12 protein-coding genes are annotated in these 20,705 nt (G+C 58.0%); all 12 read right to left on the reverse strand.

Features of this window, described 5'->3' with window-relative positions; all coding sequences use genetic code 11:
- Window positions 1-46: 46 nt before the first annotated feature.
- The 12 genes from Q8N04_06275 to Q8N04_06330 all read right to left on the reverse strand — a co-directional run bounded on the left by Q8N04_06275 (window position 47) and on the right by Q8N04_06330 (window position 20,704).
- Window positions 47-874, reverse strand: coding sequence for a flagellin (locus Q8N04_06275; protein MDP3090266.1), 828 nt, complete (start codon window positions 872-874; stop codon window positions 47-49).
- Window positions 875-1,071: 197 nt separating this feature from the next.
- Window positions 1,072-1,590 (reverse strand): hypothetical protein, encoded by a 519-nt coding sequence (locus Q8N04_06280; protein ID MDP3090267.1) that lies wholly within the window; start codon window positions 1,588-1,590, stop codon window positions 1,072-1,074.
- A 49-nt stretch (window positions 1,591-1,639) separates the two neighbouring features.
- A complete protein-coding gene (locus tag Q8N04_06285; GenBank protein MDP3090268.1) occupies window positions 1,640-3,316 on the reverse strand; it encodes a glycosyltransferase family 9 protein in 1,677 nt (558 codons plus the stop codon).
- Window positions 3,313-5,130 (reverse strand): glycosyltransferase, encoded by a 1,818-nt coding sequence (locus tag Q8N04_06290; GenBank protein MDP3090269.1) that lies wholly within the window; start codon window positions 5,128-5,130, stop codon window positions 3,313-3,315. The genes Q8N04_06285 and Q8N04_06290 overlap by 4 nt, the downstream gene beginning before the upstream one ends.
- Before the next feature lie 7 nt (window positions 5,131-5,137).
- Window positions 5,138-6,313 (reverse strand): glycosyltransferase family 9 protein, encoded by a 1,176-nt coding sequence (locus Q8N04_06295; protein ID MDP3090270.1) that lies wholly within the window; start codon window positions 6,311-6,313, stop codon window positions 5,138-5,140.
- Window positions 6,314-6,319: 6 nt separating this feature from the next.
- Complete coding sequence (locus Q8N04_06300) at window positions 6,320-12,847, reverse strand: glycosyltransferase (GenBank protein ID MDP3090271.1); 6,528 nt, start codon at window positions 12,845-12,847, stop codon at window positions 6,320-6,322.
- 258 nt (window positions 12,848-13,105) lie between these two features.
- Window positions 13,106-15,001: a radical SAM protein gene (locus Q8N04_06305; protein ID MDP3090272.1), complete on the reverse strand. Its 1,896-nt coding sequence runs from the start codon at window positions 14,999-15,001 to the stop codon at window positions 13,106-13,108.
- Complete coding sequence (locus Q8N04_06310; protein MDP3090273.1) at window positions 14,955-16,010, reverse strand: hypothetical protein; 1,056 nt, start codon at window positions 16,008-16,010, stop codon at window positions 14,955-14,957. Before Q8N04_06310 ends, Q8N04_06305 begins: the two co-directional genes overlap by 47 nt.
- Window positions 16,011-16,065: 55 nt before the next feature.
- Window positions 16,066-17,571 carry a cobalamin-dependent protein gene (locus Q8N04_06315; GenBank protein ID MDP3090274.1) on the reverse strand — a complete coding sequence of 502 codons (1,506 nt, stop codon included), beginning with the start codon at window positions 17,569-17,571 and terminating at the stop codon, window positions 16,066-16,068.
- 96 nt (window positions 17,572-17,667) lie between these two features.
- Entirely contained in the window at window positions 17,668-18,612 is a 945-nt protein-coding gene (locus Q8N04_06320) for a transketolase C-terminal domain-containing protein (GenBank protein ID MDP3090275.1), read from the reverse strand.
- Window positions 18,585-19,490 (reverse strand): thiamine pyrophosphate-dependent enzyme, encoded by a 906-nt coding sequence (locus Q8N04_06325; protein MDP3090276.1) that lies wholly within the window; start codon window positions 19,488-19,490, stop codon window positions 18,585-18,587. The genes Q8N04_06320 and Q8N04_06325 overlap by 28 nt, the downstream gene beginning before the upstream one ends.
- Window positions 19,487-20,704 (reverse strand): pyridoxal phosphate-dependent aminotransferase, encoded by a 1,218-nt coding sequence (locus tag Q8N04_06330; protein MDP3090277.1) that lies wholly within the window; start codon window positions 20,702-20,704, stop codon window positions 19,487-19,489. Before Q8N04_06330 ends, Q8N04_06325 begins: the two co-directional genes overlap by 4 nt.
- Window position 20,705: the final 1 nt, after the last annotated feature.

The following is a 20,705-nucleotide window of genomic DNA, read 5'->3' on the forward strand; positions in this document are numbered from 1 at the left end:
GGGGGGGGGGGGGCCTTATTGGCGCGGCGCCCGCCCCCGCCGATGACTACCTCTGCAGCAAGGCCAAAGCCTGTTGCGGGAGGTTGTTGGCCTGCGCCAGGACCGAGATACCGGTTTGGACCAGGATCTGGTTCTTGGTAAACAGCGCCGTTTCCGAGGCAATATCGGCGTCTCGGATACGTGATTCTGCGGCGGTGAGGTTTTCGCTCGTCACCTGCAGGTTCGCAATCGTCGCTTCGAAGCGGTTCTGGATCGAACCGTATTCGGCGCGGGCGGTTGCGATGGCGCTGATCGCGCTATCGATGTTGGCCAGTGCGCTCGTGGCATTGGCTGAGGTGGATACGTTCACGGAGCTGATGCCCAGTGAATTCGTGGTAATGTCGTTGAGATCGAGGCTGAGTGAGTTGCCTGCTCCGCTTCTGAAGCCGATCGCGATGGAGAAGCTAATCGTGCTGCCGCTGGTCAAGGCCTGGCCGTTGAATTCGGTGACCTGTGCGATACGATCGATTTCCGACCGCAACGCCACGAATTCCTGATCGATGTACGACCGTTCCGTGTTGCCGACCGTGCCGCTGGCTGACTGAGAGGACAATTCCCGGAGCCGCGACAGGAGGTTTCCGATCGTCGCCGCCGCGCCGTCGGCGATCTGCGTCAAGCTGATACCATCCGAGGAATTCCGGACGGATTGATTGATGCTGCGGATCTGCGCCCGCAAGGATTCGGACAATCCGAGACCGGCGGCATCGTCCGCGGCCCGCGTAATCCGAAGGCCGGATGAGAGGCGCTCGACCGAGCGTCCCAATTGGTTGGTGCTGATCGATAAATTCCGCTGAGCGGAAATCGATGCCGGGTTGTTGTTAATGATTAATGCCATGGATGCTTCCTCCTTGCCGACTGCTGTACTGTCCTTGCCTCGCTTCCGCGTCCGTGCAGAAGCGTCTTATCCCTCTACGCCTAGAGAGCGGTTGCATCCCTTATCGGAGGATACCCTCAAGACTTGAGAGGCCCGAAGGAACAAGGGTCAACCACACGGGTCGGCAGAAACCGAACGTAATGAACACGTCGGTCATTCTACGACTCCAACCTGGGCGCGAGTTCATACTCCAGGAGATCGGCCACACGAATGAGGTCTCGTTGGGCGCGCGCATCGAGTAAGGCCTGCACCCAGGGAGTCATCGCACGCTCGGGAGGAGTCTTCGCTGGCTTCGACTCCATCAGCTCGAGATAGTCGGCCAATTTTCCGAGCCAGGCGTCCAACGACATAAGGCGTTCGTCTCCCATGCGGATCTGCGAGGCAAGCTCATGGGCTTCGTGGCGAAGGAGATCGGCGTACTGGCGAATTGTCGAGGTGGCACCGCGCACCACCTCCTCCATGGTTTGAGAAACAGCTTGAAGGCGCGTAAACCGCGCGATCGGCTCGCCGAGAAAGGTCGAGTCCAAGTCGCGATCGGTAATGGTGCGCTGATCCACGGTCAGGGATGTGATCAGGCGAGAGCGGGCATGCGCTTTCTCGCTGATATCGGCCAGCACGTCGCCAAGGCTGAGTTCATTGACGACTTCCCACTGATCTTGATCGAGCATGACATGCATGATGTTCTCTCCTTCTTGACGACGCGGGATAGGCGGAGCGATCCGGCCGCTATCCTGAATGGGCGACTGAGGAATCGGTGAACATCGTCAATCGCCGCACGGTGGACTTCGGGTGACTCTGAGTCAGGTGTCGATGGATCTCTGTAAGATGTTTTCTCCATTGGCGGTAGGCCAGGGCATGATGCCGGGCCATGCGGTCGAGCCCTCTGACATGATCATGGTGGATTGAGCGCACGAACGAGGTTGTCACCGGGGAACTGGCGATATGGGCCATCCCCAGAAGTACGATGCGCTCGCGCAGCGCTGTTTGCTCCCGCTGTAATGACTGCAAGGAGCCGGGCGATGGCGATGCCTGTGCGGCGGCCTGCAGAATCGCATCGGCTTGACGGCAGAGGCGCTCCACGTCCGGCATCATGCCGGCCAGGTGGCGGGCCGCCGCGGCGGCGTTGTGAGGCAGGGTCGAGTCTGCAGGGATACGGCTCACGGTGTGGGTCAGCGTTTCATACCAGTACCGTCTCCAATACCGGCTGTACCAGTCGAGATCTGATGTCTCTTCCGTTTCTACCGCGCAATAGCTGCCCAACTGATCGTCGTCGACGGACGAGCGAAAGAGCCGGTAGCCTGGCGCCGTCGGGGGGCACTCCCCTTTCGCCAACACGTGTAACAGCAATTCCGCTACCATGGTCACTGGAAGACGATCCTTGCAGGTTTGATGGGCGCAAACCTGGTCGAATCCGCAGGGGGCACATTCAAGCTCCGGCTGCACGACCCAATGCCCCGATCCATAGGGACCGGTCTCCCGGAAATCCACGTGCCCGACGGAAAGATCAATCACCGGTACCTGAACGCCGACGGCCAGATGCATCGGGCCGGTGTCGTTGGTTAAGAGCAGACGGCACTCCGCGAGCAAACCCACCAACTGCTCCAGGGTCGTGTGGCCGGCCGCATTGAGGACGGGATTGCGTCCTCCGGCCTCCCGGTAGATTCGTACGACCTGAGCGATGGTGTCTTGTTCGGCCGGGGTTCCAATGAGGACGATTCCGCCCGTCCATCTGCTGCTCAGGTGAGCCAGCGTGCGGCCGAAATGCTCAGGCCGCCAGGCTTTCATGACGTCGCTTGCTCCGGCTTGCACGGCAATCCATTCTTGTGACGCGTCCGGCGCCGTCGTGAGAAAGCGCCGGGCCCATTCGCGCGCGGCAGGGGTGACTCGCACCGACAATGGCGCGTGGGTGCCTGGCCCGCTGCCTCCCAGCGCATAGACGTCGACCAGATTGAATCGATTCATGGCGCGGAAGTGATGCATGTCGGTGAAATACGCCATCCAGGGATTCTCGATGACACTCTCTCCGTCCCAGGCGCATCGGGCTCCGCGGATATCCGGTGCGCCGATGTACGAAGCCAACAATGCGCTCGGACGATTGAAGGTCAGGTTGATGACGCGATTGTAGCGTCTGTCCACCAAGGGGCGAGCCCATGTCGCGAGGTCGGTATAGAGCGCGGTGACACTCTTCACGGCCGCCCGGCTGTCATCGATCAGGGCATGGAAGTCGTAGGTGATAATGTCCCGGATCCCGGGCAGCAAGGACGCAACGGCGGCAAACCGGCGATCCACGATTACATCGACCGCCACGCCCGGCCATTCTTCTTGCAGCCGGGCCAGCAACGTCCCCATCTGGACCAGGTCGCCCATCCGCGTGATATTGAGGATCAGCACCTGCCGGTTCATACCAAATCCCTGGTTTCAGTCCGATAACTTTCCAGCATGAGGATGAGCAGATCTTCGCGGCTGAGTTCTGTGCGGGGACCGCGGGCGCGAATCTGTGCCGCCAGATCCTTCAGTTCGACCCGCTGATCGGGCGCAAACCGGTTCAACATCGGCGCCAGTTCGGACGGCGTCGTCGTCTGTGCGGCGAGCGCCTCTGCAGTCCGTTCCCCTCGCAGGATCGAGCCTAAGCGGTCGGGTTCCCGCATGCCTAATTCGGCCAGAAGGTCTTTCATGCGATGTTCGTAGGTATGCTGCCGCAAGACCCGCCGGCGGGCCGCATCGGCGATGGTGCGGCGGCCGACCGGATCGCGAAGCCAGGTCCTGATCAGGGATGGCACCTCGTCGGCGTTTTCGAAACTGACGATCTCGTCCTCGGTAAAGCAGGCAGGAAGAAGCGCTCGTTGATCGACGAGTTGAAAGGCGCCTGCCGCAGCCAGTTCAAACGTACGGGGATTCACAAAATCTGCCGCCGGGTCCAGTCCCCCACCGGTATTTGAGTGGAGATTCAGATTGATGGCGGTGGCATTAAACACTTTGAGGCACGTATCGGTGTCGATGCGCGCTCCGTTCCGTTGTAAGACGGGCGCCATCGCGTCGGCCCCCTCCCATTCATTTCCCCATACCTTGAATGTCCAGTCCTTGCTGATCCAACGAGGAAGGACGGCCCGGCGATTGGCATAGCCGGCGCCGACAAATGACAGATCCGATCCGAATTCCAGTTGGTCGTTCGTCGTCAAGGTCAGCGGGCGATGCACGGATGGATCGGCCGCCATGGGGAGGTAACTGACATGCGGCGCACCGGCCCGCCGGAGGGCGTCGTGACAGTCCTGCTGTTGGATGGTGAACCAATAATCGTATCCGGGAGCGAGTTGCTGCCAGTACGTCAAATGCCGATAGTTTTCGACGAACCACATGGCCGTGATGAATTTCTTCCGTCGCAGATGCTCCAGGGCGCCGAGCGACATAGGGGCTTGCGCCATCGCCAGGACGAGATCCGGAGGATCTTCTGCGAGTTCCGTCAGCGTCCCCATGCTGAGCACATCGGCAAAGCGGCTTTGCATCGAGAGCCGATGGCGAGGATCGCGGAAGGTGTTGAACCGCGCATAGCTGGCGTGATGGATACTGTGGTCCACCCAACTCACCCGGTGCCCGAGGGATTCAAGGGCCCGCACGACGTATCCGGTGATCGGCAATGAGCCGCCGTAGATCGGCCCCACGACGGCCACATGTAGACGTCCATGTTGCCTGGTCGCGAGCAGCCGGCGAAGTTCCACATCGAGGGCCTGGTGTTGTGCGGCATACGGGCGCGCCGCCGGTGCGTAGGTGAAGAAGCGGAGCGGGGCCGATTTGGATGCGAGCTGCGTCGCCATTTCATCGGTGCCGCCCCAGATCCATTCAATGGCGTTAAACCAGGGGCCCAGAGGGCGGACAGCCAGGGCATCCTTGAACGCCGCAAGGTCAGCGATCACGACCGCCAGTCGAGCACCGGCAGGCTTTGATGCGACTAAAGCCTCGATGTGATAGAGCAGTCCCGCGCCCAGCACCACCCCCAGCTCTCCGGCGTGCCACTCCTTGGTTTGCAGCGCGGCCCAGGACTGGGCTTCCTTTCTCGGGTCGTAGGCACTGTGAATCCATTGCCCATCTTGCGTGGCAGACGGACTGCCTTCTCGGGACGGTGCGATGGCGAGGACTCCTCCAGCGCTGTCTGAAACCGCCGCAACCAGGTCCGGAAAGGTCTTTCGAATACCGTCGAGATGTGTCTGTAGAAGATTCATACGCTCCTCATGCCGGCATGGCTGGTGACAGCTCATGCCACAGGGCTTCACGTTCCCGTGGCGATGCCGAGGATTGCCCGGCTTCGGTGTAGTAGGTGCCCCATTCATCGGTCTGACTGGTCCATAGTGACCATGGGGTCTGCGTTCGAGGGGACTGGTTCATGAGCGCATCCAGAGCGGGCTCGATGGGCCACGCGGTCGGGACCACGGCTCCCCCATCTTCACTCTCGGATTGCCAAATGCGGTGATCTGAACCATAGGGGCCGGTTTCGTGGACCCGGGCTCTCGAGAAATACCACCCCAGGGTCGGAGTGCCGACCGCGGCGGCCAGATGCAAGGGGCCTGTATCTGAACCAATGACATGATGACAACGGGTGAGCGTCTGCGCGAGCTCATGAATGGTCGTCTGTCCGGTGAGGTCCCAGATGCGTCCGAGTATCGAGGGCGGCAGTGTCTCCTGGATGTCCCTTGCGCGCTCGCATTCCGCTCCCTGGCCGATCAAGACGACACGGCCTCTCGGAAGCACGCTCAGAAAGCGCACAATCCATGTACGCCAGACGTCAACCGGGACCAGGCGGGCCGGATCCCCTGCTCCGACAATGATCCCGATCCAGGGCCCCCCGCCTCGACCGATTTGCTCCAGGTTTCTCGACGGTGAAACAAGCGGCGTCAGGCAGCGGGGCGGCGTTCCCGGAGGAAGGAGGCCGCACATGCCGCAAAAGGCATCCGATAAATGAATGCGGTTTGAGCGGCGGGTCCGCGCAATCTCCCGGACATAGGCCGCCCAGGGTGTCAGCTCCTCACTCAACGGTCCCTGAGCGAGCGGTCCGATACATTCATTCGCCAGCAGCGTCCCGGCGACGATGGCCCGGGTATGCTGATTGAGAACGAATGCTCGATCGTAGGGCCGTGGACAGAGGGCGGCGAGCTCCTGCTCGATCTCCTTCCGCTGGTCCGGCTGAATCCCCTGTGTGGCACGCGCGGCCCAGCGGTGCCATCTGGCGCCGTCCCATCCGATCACTCGATCGAGCCCGGGAATCAGCGTGCCAAGGTCCCGAAGCGGCTCAGGACAGAGGAGGTCAATCGTGTCGCGAGGACACTGCTTCCGCAAGGCGGCAATCATCGGCATCGTTTGCACGAGGTCGCCGAGCCGCGCGAGTTGAATGACAAGCGTTCTGGACATGCGCTCCTAGGCGTTGGACACATTCAGCGCCAACACGCTCTCTTTGGCGGCGATGGCCTGGCCGAGTTCAACCAATCCCTCATACGCGGGAGCCAAGGCGCGCAGCTGATTGTATTCCTGACGCGCCGCGTCCACCTGATCGTCACGCAATAAGACGCCGGCGTAGGCGAAGCGGACCGACAGATCGCTGGGGTTCCGCGCGAGGAAGTTGTGCAGCTGGACGCTGAGCTCCCGCCAGCGATTCTGCGCGGTCCCCGCACGCAGCAGCCAATGAATCACATCGGCGTCATCGGGGTTCTCCGCAAGGACCCGTAGGAAGGTCTGCCAGGCTCCTTGCGGATAGGATCTGCCCATCGACGCCATGCCGATTCCCATGAGACATTTCTTCCGGTTCGCCCCCTGATTGAGCGCCGTGGTAAAGGCAATTTCGGCTTCGCGGTATTGTTCCCGCTGCATATGGAGGATGGCTCGAAGAAGGAGCGCCTCCGCATGGGTAGGATATTGCTTCAGTAACGCGTCGACGCGGCTCGACGCCATCGACAATTGACCGGCAGTGAGTGCGGCGCGAATGTCCTCCAGCTCGCGAAATGCCGGATCATTCAGGCTGGCAACCCGGCGTCGATACTCCTCCGCAATGCTCGGGAGTTTCATGGCCGTCGCAACGGACGCGGCCCATTGCAGAATGGACGCGTCGGCCGGCCAATCCGCAGAGCGTCGCAAGACAGCCTCGACGGTTGCCAAGTCCTGATGATGTGCTGCCTGTTGCATGGACGCGACGAGGTCCCACGCCTGTCGCTCTTCTGTGCCGTCGATCAAATGAAGCTTATACGACGGTCTTCCATTCTGATCCTCCCCAACGGCTTTGTAGCCGTCCCCTGCGTAGATGCTGTCGTCATCGACCAGCCACCAGCAGTGCCCCCAACGCAGGTGTAAACGATTGGCATTCGCGCGGTCGTGTTGTTTACGGCCTGGCGTTTGACTTTCCAGGTGATACAACACGCTGTGAGGCTGGTAGATAATGCGGCCCTGTTTCTCCCGTACTCTCAGGCAGAGATCGACATCTTCAAAACCGTTGAGGTAGCCTTCATCAAACCCACCGAGATCTGCGAACGCCGTGCGGCGAATCAGGAGACAGGCGGCTGTCACGGCGTTCAGTTCGCGCCGTTTATTGACGGCCGGATGATCGGCTGCGAATCCATTATATATATGGTAGGGAGTGAGGTTATTGCGGTCGATCGCGACCCCGGCATGTTGTATTGTGCCGTCCTGATACAGCAGTTTACTGCCGACGACGGTGACGTCGGGCTGTGTTCGGACTTCATCGACCAACGCGCTCAGCCAACCTTTGAGTGGAATCGTATCGTTGTTCAAAAACACGAGATACTCGCCCGTTGCAACGGCAGCTCCTTGGTTGCAGGCCTTGGCAAATCCCAGGTTCTCGTCGTTCGTGATGATCCGGACATCCCCACCCAGCGATGCGAGAAATTCAGGCGTGCCATCGGTCGAATGGTTATCAACGACGATGAGTTCGAATGACACATCTTCAGTGGCTGGACCGAGTGCGACGAGACATTGACGGGTGAGCTCGAGCTTGTTCCAGACCGGAATGATGATGGAACAGACAAATGATTTGCGAAGTGGCTTATTTCGGAGATTGGCGAGATTCTGCTGCTGGTTTTCCCGCACGCCTGCATACTTGGCGGCATAGGGCGCGTACTTACAATAAATGAGTTCCATCGTTCTCAGGAATATATCTTTCCTGTGACTCGTCATCGACGAGCCGTCCGTACGCCACGTGAACTCGGCCGTCGTGACGGCAAGGTGCTTGAACGGATATCGAGTCGCCATCCGGATCCAGAGATCCCAATCTTCATGGACGAAGAGGCTTTCGTCGAACGCGCCGACTTCATCAAGGACGGCCCGCTCATGCATGAGGCACAAGACCGGGAGATAATTGTTGATCAATAATTGATGCGGATTGAAATCAGCCGCATAGGGCTGATCTCGTCCGATTTCGGTCGCCGTGTTGTCGATCAGAGATTCATGCACCCGCCATGCATCGGTGTAGGCGACCTTGTCGCCGGAGGATTCAAGATGCGTCACCAATGTCCGCAGATGGTGCGGAAGGAACCGGTCGTCGTCATCCAAATAGCACACGTATTTCCCTGACGCCTGTCGCAACCCGGTGTTGCGGGAGGCCGCGAGGCCTCGGTTGCGATCATGTGTCACAAGGAGGATGCGACCATCGCGGTTCAAACCGGACACGATGTCTTCGACAGGAGTCGTCCCGTCGTTGACCACCACGATCTGAAAGTCGTGATAGTCTTGGTTGAGTACGCTCGTTATCGCCGTGCGAAGACGATCCGGACGATTGTGTGTCGGAATGATGACGCTCACCATCGGCGGCTTATTGATCATTGGACGCGCCTGACCCGGTGAACTGATCGTTCTCTGTGCGATCCACACCTGATAAATGGGAAGCAAATTCATGGTCTTGAGGTTATGCGGAGTGGGCGCGGGAATGTATCGGAGAGTCGGTATCTCAACGTAAATCCGTTCGAGACCCAAGGGCGTGAAGCCCTGAGCCGTCATATGCTGAGTGAGCCGTTCTTCAGTGATCCAATCTTCGATTGGCTGGCAGGGGGGTGCAATGCGTTGCCACTGTTCCCACATTTCTCCTCGTGGCGTGGTCAGAATGAGGTATCCGTCGGAAGTCAGAAGCTGCTTCAACTCGTCCAGAAAAGCCGGTTTCTCAGGGTCCGGTACGTGCTCAATGACTTCTGAGCACAGCACCACATCATAGGGGGTGAAGTCCGGGCGGCTCAGCACGGCTTCTGCCGTGCCGGCTTCGAAACGAATGTGCGGAAACATCTTTCGGGCGTGGGCTACGACGCCTGCGACCGGTTCAACGCCTTCCACCGTCCCATATTGGGAGGCCAAATTGCTCAACCATCCGCGGCCGCTTCCGACTTCAAGGATGCGGAGCATGGCATCAGGATTATTGGCCTGTACCCTCCGGAGGATATGTTCGAGGAATCCGGCGATTTTTGACCAGCGTGCGGCTTCATCATCATTCGGTTCGGATGTTGACCAACCAGGACTCTTCACAAACATGTTGATGTAAAACTGATCTTGGTCCATTGAGCCCTCGTGTGATGTTGTGACTGGTGTGTGAACTGATCGATTCACGTCAGGTGAAACAGGTCTCGTCAGTCGCGGCTTGCTTCCTGACGGACTCTGGCTGTGAAGGGATCCTGTCGCTGCCGTGCGCAGTGTTCGGTAGCGAGCGCGAAGATCGTCACGCATGCGGGCGATAGGTTCGGGGGTATCGCACGTGTGCGTGAGTCGCCCGTCTCGAATTAATTCCACCCAGGCTGCGAGGAGAGATTCCCATCGATAACACGTCCTCCAATGGTCGTAACCTGCCTGAGCCAGCTGTGACGAATAGTCCGGATGTGCCATCAGGCATTCAATCGCCGACCTGAATTCATCCAGCGGGAGTATCAACCCCCCGGCCTGTTCATTGGCAGTCCCGCAGCCAGGGGTGGCTAACCAAGGGCGTTGTAAGCTCATAGCTTCTAGCAGGCATAACGGAGAGACTTCCGCCTCAGAAGATAAGACCACAAGATTGGCAGCCTGTATTGCTGCCGCCACGCCATCTCGATGCAATCCAGGAATATAAAGTACGTCAGGGCGAGTCGAGAGCGCGCGTTGCACTTCCGCAACGTATGCGGTTTCGTGAGTGGGATGGCCGATCATGACGAGCGTGGCACCGGTGGGCAACGTATCCAGGGTCTTGAGCAGGCTCATATGGTTCTTGATTCGATAGAGATTGGCGACATGCACGATGAGGAATTGCTGTTCGTCAATCTGGTACTTCAGCCTAAAGTCAAATGCGGGATTCAGTGTGGGCGTGCCGTTCGGGATAATGGTGGCAGGAATCCCCGTCTCTCCACAGAAGCGAGCATCGAATGTGTCATGACCAAGCACAATGATCGCGGTCGTCTGTTTGGCCAGGCGCTCCAGGAGTGACTGGACAATCGGTCTTTGCTGAATGAAGGCGTACCCTTCCCGGTTGATCGTGGGCTGGAATAGAATGCGTCGATTCTTCAGGTCCTGTAACTCTAGGATGGCATAGAACAAGGCATTCATTGGTGAGCCCAGTAGGATACAGGCGTCGTAGCGGTTCGACTCAACCAGGTGCTTCACCTGGTTGGCTGCGGTAGGAATACCGTTCGTCATTTGGTCATGAGGGGCCAGCTGGGTAATGCTGATGCCCCGATGACTGTCCATCCTTCGGTCGGGCTGTTCATAGCAGGCGACCTCTACATGGAATCCGGCGGTAAGCAAACCCGCTCCCAGATCCTCCGCCACCGTTTCGACGCCACCGACAGAGGGCCAAAAATAAGGAGTCACGATAAGGATGTGACCAGGCTGCGGTGTGGGGTGTTTGGGTGTTGGCGCAAGGCTAGGGGTCGGTTGTTCCGATGCCGAACGGGAAGCGTCGGTATGCGGTGGAACCGGCGCACTCTTCCACTGCACCTGATCAAGGGGGATTGGTGGATTCTTCAGAGGTACTGCTGCACGAGAGAAATCGTAGCTCTGGCTTACCGGAGGAGTAGTCTTGAGAAGCCGTCCAAAGATCTCCAGCTCTTTGAAATGGTACGCGCGGGCGTCCTTCTCTCGGTCTGGCGCCATCGGGGCATCGATGATTCCGTGCGCAGCTCCGAGGAGAGCAAATAGTTGGAGAATATCGCCGGTCTCGCGAAACTTGTGTGCTTTGCGGTGGATATCCGCAGTCAAAAGATTCCACTGCCGAATGTCCTTTTCGTACATCGTTTTATAGCGCCGATAGATGGTCTCTGGCGTATAGCGTGTTCCGTGGCGCCCCAAGGCATCGGGATGGAGAATCCAGCGAATCCCCTGCTCGCCCATCTGGTCGAGCAGATTCATTTCACTGGCCTTCAAGTCGCGGAACGCCAGCCGTTTCATCAGCTCCGTCCGATAGATTTTGATGCCTTGGATCGGGCATTCCCGGTCCTCGTCATAGAGGTGGAAGCAAATCATGCCGACTTCAGCCGGCGCCTGCGTCATCGCCTGCTCCATTCGACCGACGGCATCGGGATGCAGTACCATGTCTTCATCAACCTGAATGAAGTATGGAGTCGTACAGCGCACAATCATTTCCTGGGCGGCGGCGCTGAAGGGACAGACGTCTTGTATCGTCTCGATCTTGAATGTCGCTCCCGTTTGCTGTTCGACCGACTCTTGACAGGCTTGGAAGGTCGGATCACCGACTGTCAATAGAAACACAGTGGTGGAGATGGGGTGTGGCCCCTGAGGACGTGGGGCTGACGAGGAATTGACGGGCGTCACGGATTTGACGCCCGTCGGTTGTTCAGCAAGGGTGGGAAGGTTCCCGTACTCAGGTTCTTTCCCGCTTTCAAGCCACTGGAGGATGTCCTTCATCCGACGTTCCGCCGTATGATGCGCGAGCAGTTTGCGCTGTCCCTGGATGCCGATCGCTTGGGCGAATGGTGTATCTTGCAGGATGCGATCGATCTGATGAGCCAGCTCCGCGGGATCATCAGGAGAGAACAATAGGATCTCCCGATTGTCTTCAAACAAGGCGTCGACTCTGGGCCGGTCGGGAATGCGCCAGGAGATCACCGGGCGTCCCGCCGCCATGGCTTCATAGACACGGCCACCGAAACAACGAGTCAGACCGGGAAGGTTGACGATACCGGCCCAGTCGGCGAGTCCAAACAGCCAGTCACGAAACTCTGCCTCACGCACGGTGTGCAAGGCCCGAACATAGCGCTCCAGGTCTACAGCGGTTACCATTGGAAGATGGCGCACCCGCTCGCTTGCAATCTTTTGGAGCTCATCGAACTTCTGTTGATTGGAAGTGTATTGTGCCGGGGCCTGAGCGAAGGTCATGCGGTCGCGCAGCAGCGGATGCTCGATCCACTTGGCGCGATCACCATACACATTGCCATGAAAGACGGCCCGATTGTAACGAGGAGCACGTGAGGGATCCGCGATGAAACGGCGAGGCACTAATCCTGGGCACCAGAGCGCTGGCTTTGTTCCGAGTGCCGTGAGCTCGGCCACGTCGCGTTCATCGACCATCAGTGCGTGAGTCAGGTGCTCGAGCTGGCGGTGAAAGGCGACATGCCGACTGCGCAATCCGGGAGCCCAACGATAGTCCTCTTCCTCATACCGTAGCGACTCCATGAAAAACCCGATGCGGACAGGGGCCAGCTCCGCCGCCCATTCGAGAATTCGTGTGTCGAGGGACGCATGCACGAGCCAAATCCAGACCTGGTCGAAGCGCTGTCCGGCCAGTATGCGGCGGGCGTGGGATAACCAGGAATCGGGAGAGGCGGCCGTCGTATCAGGAAGAACCGGGACCGTCAGACAGGTGACTCCATTGGCAGCGAGTCCCTCCGCTACGGCAAAGCTCGCGCCGTAGGTCCAAGGTCTGGCCGTCTTCCATGTTGGAAACTCGAGTTGGAGAAGCAGCGCTTTCATCGACATCCTGTGACACGGCCAGAAGGTTTGCGCTCACGCGCCGGTATCCCGGCCGATGGCGCAGTTGCAAGATCTTCAAGGAATGTGCCAGCGCCGGTTGGTCTCGCTGTGAAGAAAGTGGGGCAGATTGCGTGGGTCTATGCGTGTCCGATCGTTGAGGGGAAAATATTGCCGAGTGATCCGGCACCAATGTCCCTGCGAATAGCTGAGGTGAACAGCGGGCGGACAAAGACGTGGCACGCCATGCGGGGAAAAAGCTTAGGCCGCCAGAGGCATCGCTCGAGCGTTCGCGGCTCGAACACGACCGGCGATCTCACTCATGCCCAACACGGTAAAGCGCGTTGTCCAGTAGGCGGATTCCTCCTGAAAGCGTTTCGCCAATGCGAGACGCCGCTGGCTCTCGCCGAATTCATGCAGCTTTGATGCAATGACGGCGAGAAACAGGTTGCCCATCGCGTTGTCGACGGTGTATTCGTCGGTGATTTGCTGCAACATCACCCTGATATTTCGCAGCTTGACCGGTTCGTCAATGTGAAGCAGCTTTTCATAGTTCATTTTATAGTCGGCTACGAACCAGAGGTCATCCAACTCGGCGGCCGTCGGGACATGGTCGGCCGGGAGTGATTGCAGCAGATCCACAAAAGCGAGCGCCTCATGCTTCTCCGCCCGTTCACGTTGACGGAGCGTGCCGCCCCCTTTGCTCTTGGACCCGGCGGCCAGGCCTTTGAAACTGGCATCAGTGGGCGGACGTATCAGCCCCTGCTCGATCATGCTCAGCGTAATTTCGGTGCCGGGCAACGTGGTCAGCAATTGCAGCGGGTACCATCCGAACTGCAGCTCGCAGCCAAGATTGACCGTATCCCGTATCTGCGCGATGGTTTCATGCGGGAACCCGATAATCATGAAGCCTTTGACAAAGACATGAGGATATTGATCCAGAATGACGCGGGCCTGCCGGTAGCTCTTTGTCGTGCCCGGCTTGTGAATGGATTTTAGAATCCGGTCATTCCCCGACTCCAGTCCGAGATTGAATCCGATACAGCCGGATTCCGATGCCGCCTGCATGATCTCAGGCGTGATGGCAGCCGCGATCAATCCATTGCTGGCGTCCCAGGTAATGTGGAGATTACGCCGGGTAATCTCATTGAAAAGCGCAATCGCGCGTTTGCCGTTGTAGAGCAGATCATCGTCGAGCCACATAAAATGGGTGACACCGTAGGAGGAGTACAGGCGTTCTACTTCATCGACCACGCTGGAGACGGCCCGGCCTCGGACACTGATGTCGTTGAAATTCCTGACGGCACAAAAAGAGCACATTGCCCGGCACCCTCTGTTGCTGATGATGGTGGAGGCTTTCCGTTCACCCCGCATGAAATTGTAGGCCCCCATTGAACCATAGTTCGTATAGTCCCCAATCGGTAAATCATAATATTCCGGTTGAATATCCATCTCTTGGTCGGACGGCGTGGCCCGTTCTTTGGTTGAGACCAATTGCTCCCCTTTGAGCATCGCCACCTGTCTTATTTCAGAGACCGGCTGTTTCCCGTTGATCACGTCCAGTAAATCGGGGAAGCTGCGATCACCTTCATAAAAACTTCCGATGTCGATTTGGGGAACGGCTCTCAGGATCGACTCCACGTCATTCGAGACGCATACTCCGCCGGCTATAATTGGAAGCGAAGGGAAGTTCGCTTTGAGAAAAGCCGCCACATCGGCGAGCGAGGGCCGAGAAATGGTGAACATGACGCTGATCCCTATAATATCCGGCTGGAACTCTTCGATCTTTTCTATCAAGTGCTCCTTCCATATCTGAAATCTAAAGTCCGACGGATTCTCATGTGCGTGTTTCAAGACTTGGAAATTCAAATCAAGGAGGGCTGCTCGATAGCCGCGCTGCTCAAGGTTACGCGCCAGAATGCCGGGCCCATAGGGGGGGAAACAGGGATATCGTTTACTCAAGACCAAGTCGCGATTGAAGTCTTTCTCGGGGGATTCCGGCGGCGTAATCAAAAGCACGCGGTGGCATCCCCTTGGAAGTAGGGTCTGCAGCCGTTCGGAAATGATTGTCTTCGTCGCAGGGAGGGACTCTCCGCAACGGCCCGAGTCTTCAGCGTCTGTATGCTGCGGTATGACGTTCAAGGGTAATGTCTTCATGTCCGTTCTCCTCGGAAACGTATTGCCTCGACTTTCCGGTCAGCAGCGATCCTAGCTCCGCAAAGGTGTTCTGGTAATTGAACACTTGTGAATGTTGAAAGTCCTGAAAGCGTTGTTCCGGAAACTCCCGCATGCCGGACAGGAGTTCCGCGCACACCGCAATAAACGGCTGCCCGCTGTCGACCACATTGATGAATGGATCTAAGGGAGACCGTATCGAGGTGCGTTCAAATACATGCGGGATGCGATGCACCAGATGATAATAGGCCCGCATCGTGGACAGGATCTTCGTCTCTTTGGACAATTTGAGGCCGAGGGACAGTTTGCATCGGTCGATATAGTCGTTTCTGAGATAAGCCGGTATATGCGCTTCGAGTGCCACGACCGTAAAGTTTCTCGACCGGAGTTCGTCGAGCACCTTGATGCGATAGGGAGTCAATGTTCCGGTAAACAGAATATCGATGTCTTTTTCACGCCGCCGGACCGAAGCTGTCGGGCGCGATTGTGCCGGCGGATGGCAGAGAGGTACGAGATGCACGGGCTTGCCCAATTGAAAATAGCTCGTGACTCCTTCCTCGTACCCCGCAGGGAGTATTCCCCGAACCTTGTGCAGCCCGACCATAATGAAGCCGTCGACGACCGGCACGAACCGCATGAATTCCCTTGTTCTATTGGTCCAGTATTTAGCATCATCGTAATGATCTTCGGGATTTATCCGGCCCGTTTGCTTCGAATTCGACGAGTTAAAGCCAGACGGCGTGAGCAATTCAGTCACAATCATGAACAGTTTCGAGTGAGGCAATAGCTTTCGCATCACGTACAGCTGGTCATAGACGGCTCCGAAGGGATGTTCTACGAGGATATTGATGCCATGGGTTAAATAATCGGTTTGCGAGTACCCGACCTTCAGTCCGGCGCTGGTGAGCCCTTCCCGTACATACTCCAGCAAGTCTTCAGTGTGAATGGCTTGCCCGAGGTTGCCCGTAATGATGTTGACGTCTAATCCCATTCTCGTATTGTTCCGTACCTCAGGCGATAGGCTCTGAGTCCGACTGATCCCCTCTTCAGGCTGCCTCTGGTTGAAGCGGCGATTCTGCAAATTTGCGTTTCAAACGATGGGTCGTCATCGATTGAATATGAGCGACGGTCTCTGTCCCGAAGCGCCGCTCCACATGTTCGAGATACCGCGGGTGCTCAAAAAATGTGTGGAACGCCTGGTCGCGGAATTGGAGGACTGCGGAGGCCGAGACGTGGTCGGTCGGTAAAGGCAGCGCCTCGTACGCGTGCTGCGAATACCCCACCCATGTGTCGGGCAAGGCGGTGCCGTTTGTGACCGCGAGGTCGTATAGTTTTGAACCTGGATAGGCCATCGCCGAATAGAAGTTCGCCCAATCCGGGCAGAGCTCGATAGCCAGATCCAGCGTCTCCTGCATGGTGGCCAACGTGTCATCAGGAAGGCCGAAAATAAAATTCGCCCCGATATTGATGTCCGCCGCACGAATCTTATCGAAGATCTCTTTGATGTCTTTCTTGCCGAAACTCTTGTCTACTCCGTCGCGAACGTACTTGCTGGCGGATTCGATGCCGATGCCCAGCCAATTGACACCGGCCTGCTTCAGCTTCGTCAACATGCTGTCCTTGACGGTATCGATCCGTGCGTACGCCCATATGTTCAAGTCATAACCCCGGTCGATGATGAGATCGCAGATACCGAGGACCTGCCGCTCATTCAGGATGAACATTTCGTCGGCCATCTTAATGTTGCGCACACCGTATTGCGTGACGAGTTCATCGATTTCTTGAATTACACTTTCCGGACTGCGGTAGCGAATCATCGGTTTTACGAATGGCGTATTGATGCAGCAGAAGGAGCATTTAAAGGGACATCCGAGGCTGGTATACATCGACGCATAGGGCTTGCGATCGTCGATACGCCCGAAACAGTGCCAGTTGTGGGCGCGGTATTTCTCCATCGGGAGCAGGTCCCACGCGACCGCGCGCAGGTCTTTGTCCAGGTCTTCGATCACCGGGGCTTGCGGCGTTGAGCAGATGACGCCCTGCTTCCGGTACCAGAGTCCGTTGATCCGGCTATAGTCGACGGGACCTTTCCACTCAGGCTGCTGTAGGAGGCCGAGCAGGGTGTAGGGCCCTTCACCCTGACAGACAAAGTCGACGGACTCTTCCTGCATGGTCCGTTCCGGAAGAGCCGACGGATGCAATCCGCCCATGAGCAGCGGCCGGTCAGGCGCAAGACGTTTGATGGCCTTGCAGACTTCTCCGGCGGCCGTCATGTTTTGGGTCGATGCGGACGGTTGTTGACCATAGACAATGACGGCCGTGAGTCTCGGATTCAGTTGGCGAACCCGCTCTGCGACTCCTTCCGGTCCGATACCTTCCGCTTCCGCATCCATAATCTTGACGGAATAGCCACGGTCACGGATGAAGGTTGCGATCAAACCGATCCAAACCGGCGGTTCTACCGCAGCCAGATCGGAGCCGAGGCTTTGATAGACCCGGGCTCGCGAGTTCGGATTGATGAGTACGAGATCAAGCCGGCCGGGAAGTGTCACGGCAGGCTCCTGTGAGCTGTGAGCTGAAGTTACTGGTCCGATCTGGATCATTGATCCCCTCCTCTACCTGCCTACGACGAATAGCTATGATCGGCGCTATTCAACGGTGGCTCCTGCCGGTATTGTCCGTCCGCTTCGAACCAGTTCCCGAACGACGCGTACAATCCGTTCCGGAGTGGGCGTCGGATTGTCCAGCGATTCGGCAACGCCAGCTGAACGGTCTTCCAAGCCAAGGGCGAATACCGGCGCTCCCGATTGATGCATAAGGTCATAGGCTATCGACCGTGACGGGCCGCCGATCTCGAAGTCCGAATCGATGACGAGCCCGAGTTTCGTTCGGGACAGACTGTGCCGCATCTCGTCTGTCACCGAGAATGGTTTGAGCCACACGAGGTGCTGGATGTTGCAGACGATGCCTTCCCGACGTAAGGCTTTCGCCGCCTCAACGGCATTGAGCCTGGCAGCAGAAATCGGGAACAAGGTGATGTCTGCTTCTGGCTCGATGCTGTTGTCGAACTCGTAGTCGATGGCAAAGCTCCGTCGATGCTCGCTGACATAGAGCGGATCGTCATGGCGCATGAACCAATTCCAGGCCTCCGTCCATTCGTTGGGCGACATGGGCGCGCACACCGGCATCCCGGGCATTCGCATGATGAGACCGTGCTGTGACGCCGACGCGACCGGACCGATGCCGCTCCCTTCCATCGCGATGGCGCGGAGAAACACGGGGCAGGGTACGCCCCAGACATCCTTCGATTTCGCCGCATAGTTCACAATGGGCGCGGCGTTGTACCACATGAAACCTTGATAGCGCACTGTATAGATCGGCCGCCGTCCAGTCAGCGCCGCTCCGACGGCGATGCCGGCATTGGTCACATCGGCGAGCGAGAGTTCTACGATGCCCTCTGCCTCGGACATGTCCGGTACCGTGCCGCCGATCCATCCGACCGCCGTCACACACTGTCCCAAAAAGAGACCGCGGTTGTGTGTCAGATGATTCCGGGTGGTGTCTCTTATGACTTCCGCAACTGTTCTGCCCATAGATTCTGCACGGTCCTTTCAGTGTCGGACTCGATGGCGAGGACATCGCGCTCCAAGCCAAGTAACGTCATGGTGTCTTTGATCAATGCATACCGATCCCACTCCGGTGGCCCGTCGCACCCGGAGCCCGCGTGCCATAAACCGCGACAGGTTCTAATATTGATCACAGCCGGTAATTGCAGGCTGAACTGTCTTACATGATGCGCAATCAACCAAGGATCGTCAGTGATGTCGACTGCGGGAAGTCCGAGTCCTTGAGCGAGACCGCAGAGGGTCCATGAACGACGGACAGGTGTCCTGGTCAAGATCGACAGATCATTGTCCTCGCAGACGAACAAGACCGGGAGTTTCTTGGTGACGGCAAACCCCAAGGCTCCGTAGATGTAGTCCTCTTCTGCGGAGGCATCGCCCATCACCGTCAGCACCGGTCTCCCGGCGCCTAAGGCCGCTCCCACCGCGATGGGGACCTGGTCTCCCATCAGTCCGCTATGCCCGAACATGCCGATCTGCGGGGAATGTATGGAGGCAGAGCCTCCCATGCCGCGGGCGCACCCGGTCCGGCGTCCCAGGAGCTCGTCGATGAGTTGGAGCGGATCGCCGCCGAACGACAGATACACCGAGTGGGCCCGGTGCTGGGCAAAGATCAAACAGTCGGAAAAGACCGATGCGATGGCCGCCGGGATATGTTCCTGTCCGACCGACAGATAGATCGGCAGCTTCATCAATCCCCGGTCGTAGGCCTTTTTTACTTCGAACTCGAAGAAACGGTTAAAACAGGTTTGAGTGAAGAGTTTCAGGGCATAGTCTTTTGTAAACGTCCTGGCGACATCGGAGATAAGGCCAAACGTGGGTGTTCTCTGTTCCAGCTCGCAATTCATCGATAATCCTTCTTATCAGCTAGGGACCACTGACTCATAAACTCTTTGAGTCGTGTCAGGCCTGCTTCCAGCTTCTCCACTCGTGGAGTAAACGCGATACGGATATACTTGTCGGAGGTCGGGCCGAAGGTTGCTCCCGGAGCTACGACGACATGGGTGTCCCTGAGCAGACGATCGGCGAAATCGTCGGAATCCAGGCCGGTGAAACCGATATTGACCAGCAGATAAAAGGCGCCCTCGGGCCTGCGTCCGGCATAGGGGCCGAGCATGTTCATCACCAGATCGCGTTTCTGTTGATAGGCTGCTCGCATAGACTCGGGATAGGCGCCGCCATCGGCTAATGCCTGGAGCGCGGCGAATTGAGAGATGGAGGGGGCGCAGGAAATATAGAGTTCTTGCGCGTTCAGTAATGCGCGGCGCAAAGACGGATGTCGTGTGACGACATAGCCCACTCGAAGGCCGGTGATGTTATAGCTTTTTGAGAAGCTGTAGAGGCCGACGACATGGTCGCTCCCCGTGAATGACAGCGGAGAGATATGCCGGCACCCGTACACATAGGTTTCATACACCTCGTCAGAAACCAGCCACAGGCCGCGTTCACGGGTCAGGTGGACTAGTTGTTCCATCCTGCCGCCATCGATAACGGCACCGGTCGGGTTCCCAGGCGAATTGACAATCATGACTTTGGTGGCCGGAGAGATAAGCGCTGACAGCTCATCCAGGTCCGGCAGGAAACCTGCTTCCTCACGCAGCTGGTAGAATTTCACCACGCCGCCGTAATGCCGCACGGCGGCGGCGAAGTTGGGATAGCCCGGATCAGGCACCAGGACCTCATCTCCGGGGTTGATCAAACATCCAATTGTAACGGCGACGCCATAGGTGGCGCCGGGCGTGACAAATATACTTTCGATATTCGTCTTGACGTGATTGCGGACGGCGAGTTTCTCCACGATGGCCTCACGAAGCACCCGCATGCCCGCATTTTCCGTATATCCCAGCGTGCGCTCTCCGGTAGCTTTGATGATGGCCTCCCGGATGAGGTCGTCCGTCGCTTCCTGTGGCTGCCCGAATCCCAGCTGGATCGCGTCGTCCATGTCCGGGCTTCCCATGACCTGGTCTGTCAGCCGGCGAATGCCGGAGCGAGGAAGGCTTCCCAGCACATCGTTCACCGAGTGCTGGGCAGCCGTGGTCATGGTTGAAGGCGTGCGGGTCATG

The organism is Nitrospira sp., assembly GCA_030692565.1.
Lineage (GTDB): Bacteria > Nitrospirota > Nitrospiria > Nitrospirales > Nitrospiraceae > Nitrospira_D.

What these genes read in the sequence shown, in the direction of transcription:
- Q8N04_06275 (MDP3090266.1), bottom strand. Translation starts at nt 874, where the DNA reads ATGGCATTAATCATTAACAACAACCCGGCATCGATTTCCGCTCAGCGG.
- Q8N04_06280 (MDP3090267.1), bottom strand. Translation starts at nt 1,590, where the DNA reads ATGCATGTCATGCTCGATCAAGATCAGTGGGAAGTCGTCAATGAACTC.
- Q8N04_06285 (MDP3090268.1), bottom strand. Translation starts at nt 3,316, where the DNA reads ATGAACCGGCAGGTGCTGATCCTCAATATCACGCGGATGGGCGACCTG.
- Q8N04_06290 (MDP3090269.1), bottom strand. Translation starts at nt 5,130, where the DNA reads ATGAATCTTCTACAGACACATCTCGACGGTATTCGAAAGACCTTTCCG.
- Q8N04_06295 (MDP3090270.1), bottom strand. Translation starts at nt 6,313, where the DNA reads ATGTCCAGAACGCTTGTCATTCAACTCGCGCGGCTCGGCGACCTCGTG.
- Q8N04_06300 (MDP3090271.1), bottom strand. Translation starts at nt 12,847, where the DNA reads ATGAAAGCGCTGCTTCTCCAACTCGAGTTTCCAACATGGAAGACGGCC.
- Q8N04_06305 (MDP3090272.1), bottom strand. Translation starts at nt 15,001, where the DNA reads ATGAAGACATTACCCTTGAACGTCATACCGCAGCATACAGACGCTGAA.
- Q8N04_06310 (MDP3090273.1), bottom strand. Translation starts at nt 16,010, where the DNA reads ATGGGATTAGACGTCAACATCATTACGGGCAACCTCGGGCAAGCCATT.
- Q8N04_06320 (MDP3090275.1), bottom strand. Translation starts at nt 18,612, where the DNA reads ATGGGCAGAACAGTTGCGGAAGTCATAAGAGACACCACCCGGAATCAT.
- Q8N04_06325 (MDP3090276.1), bottom strand. Translation starts at nt 19,490, where the DNA reads ATGAATTGCGAGCTGGAACAGAGAACACCCACGTTTGGCCTTATCTCC.
- Q8N04_06330 (MDP3090277.1), bottom strand. Translation starts at nt 20,704, where the DNA reads ATGACCCGCACGCCTTCAACCATGACCACGGCTGCCCAGCACTCGGTG.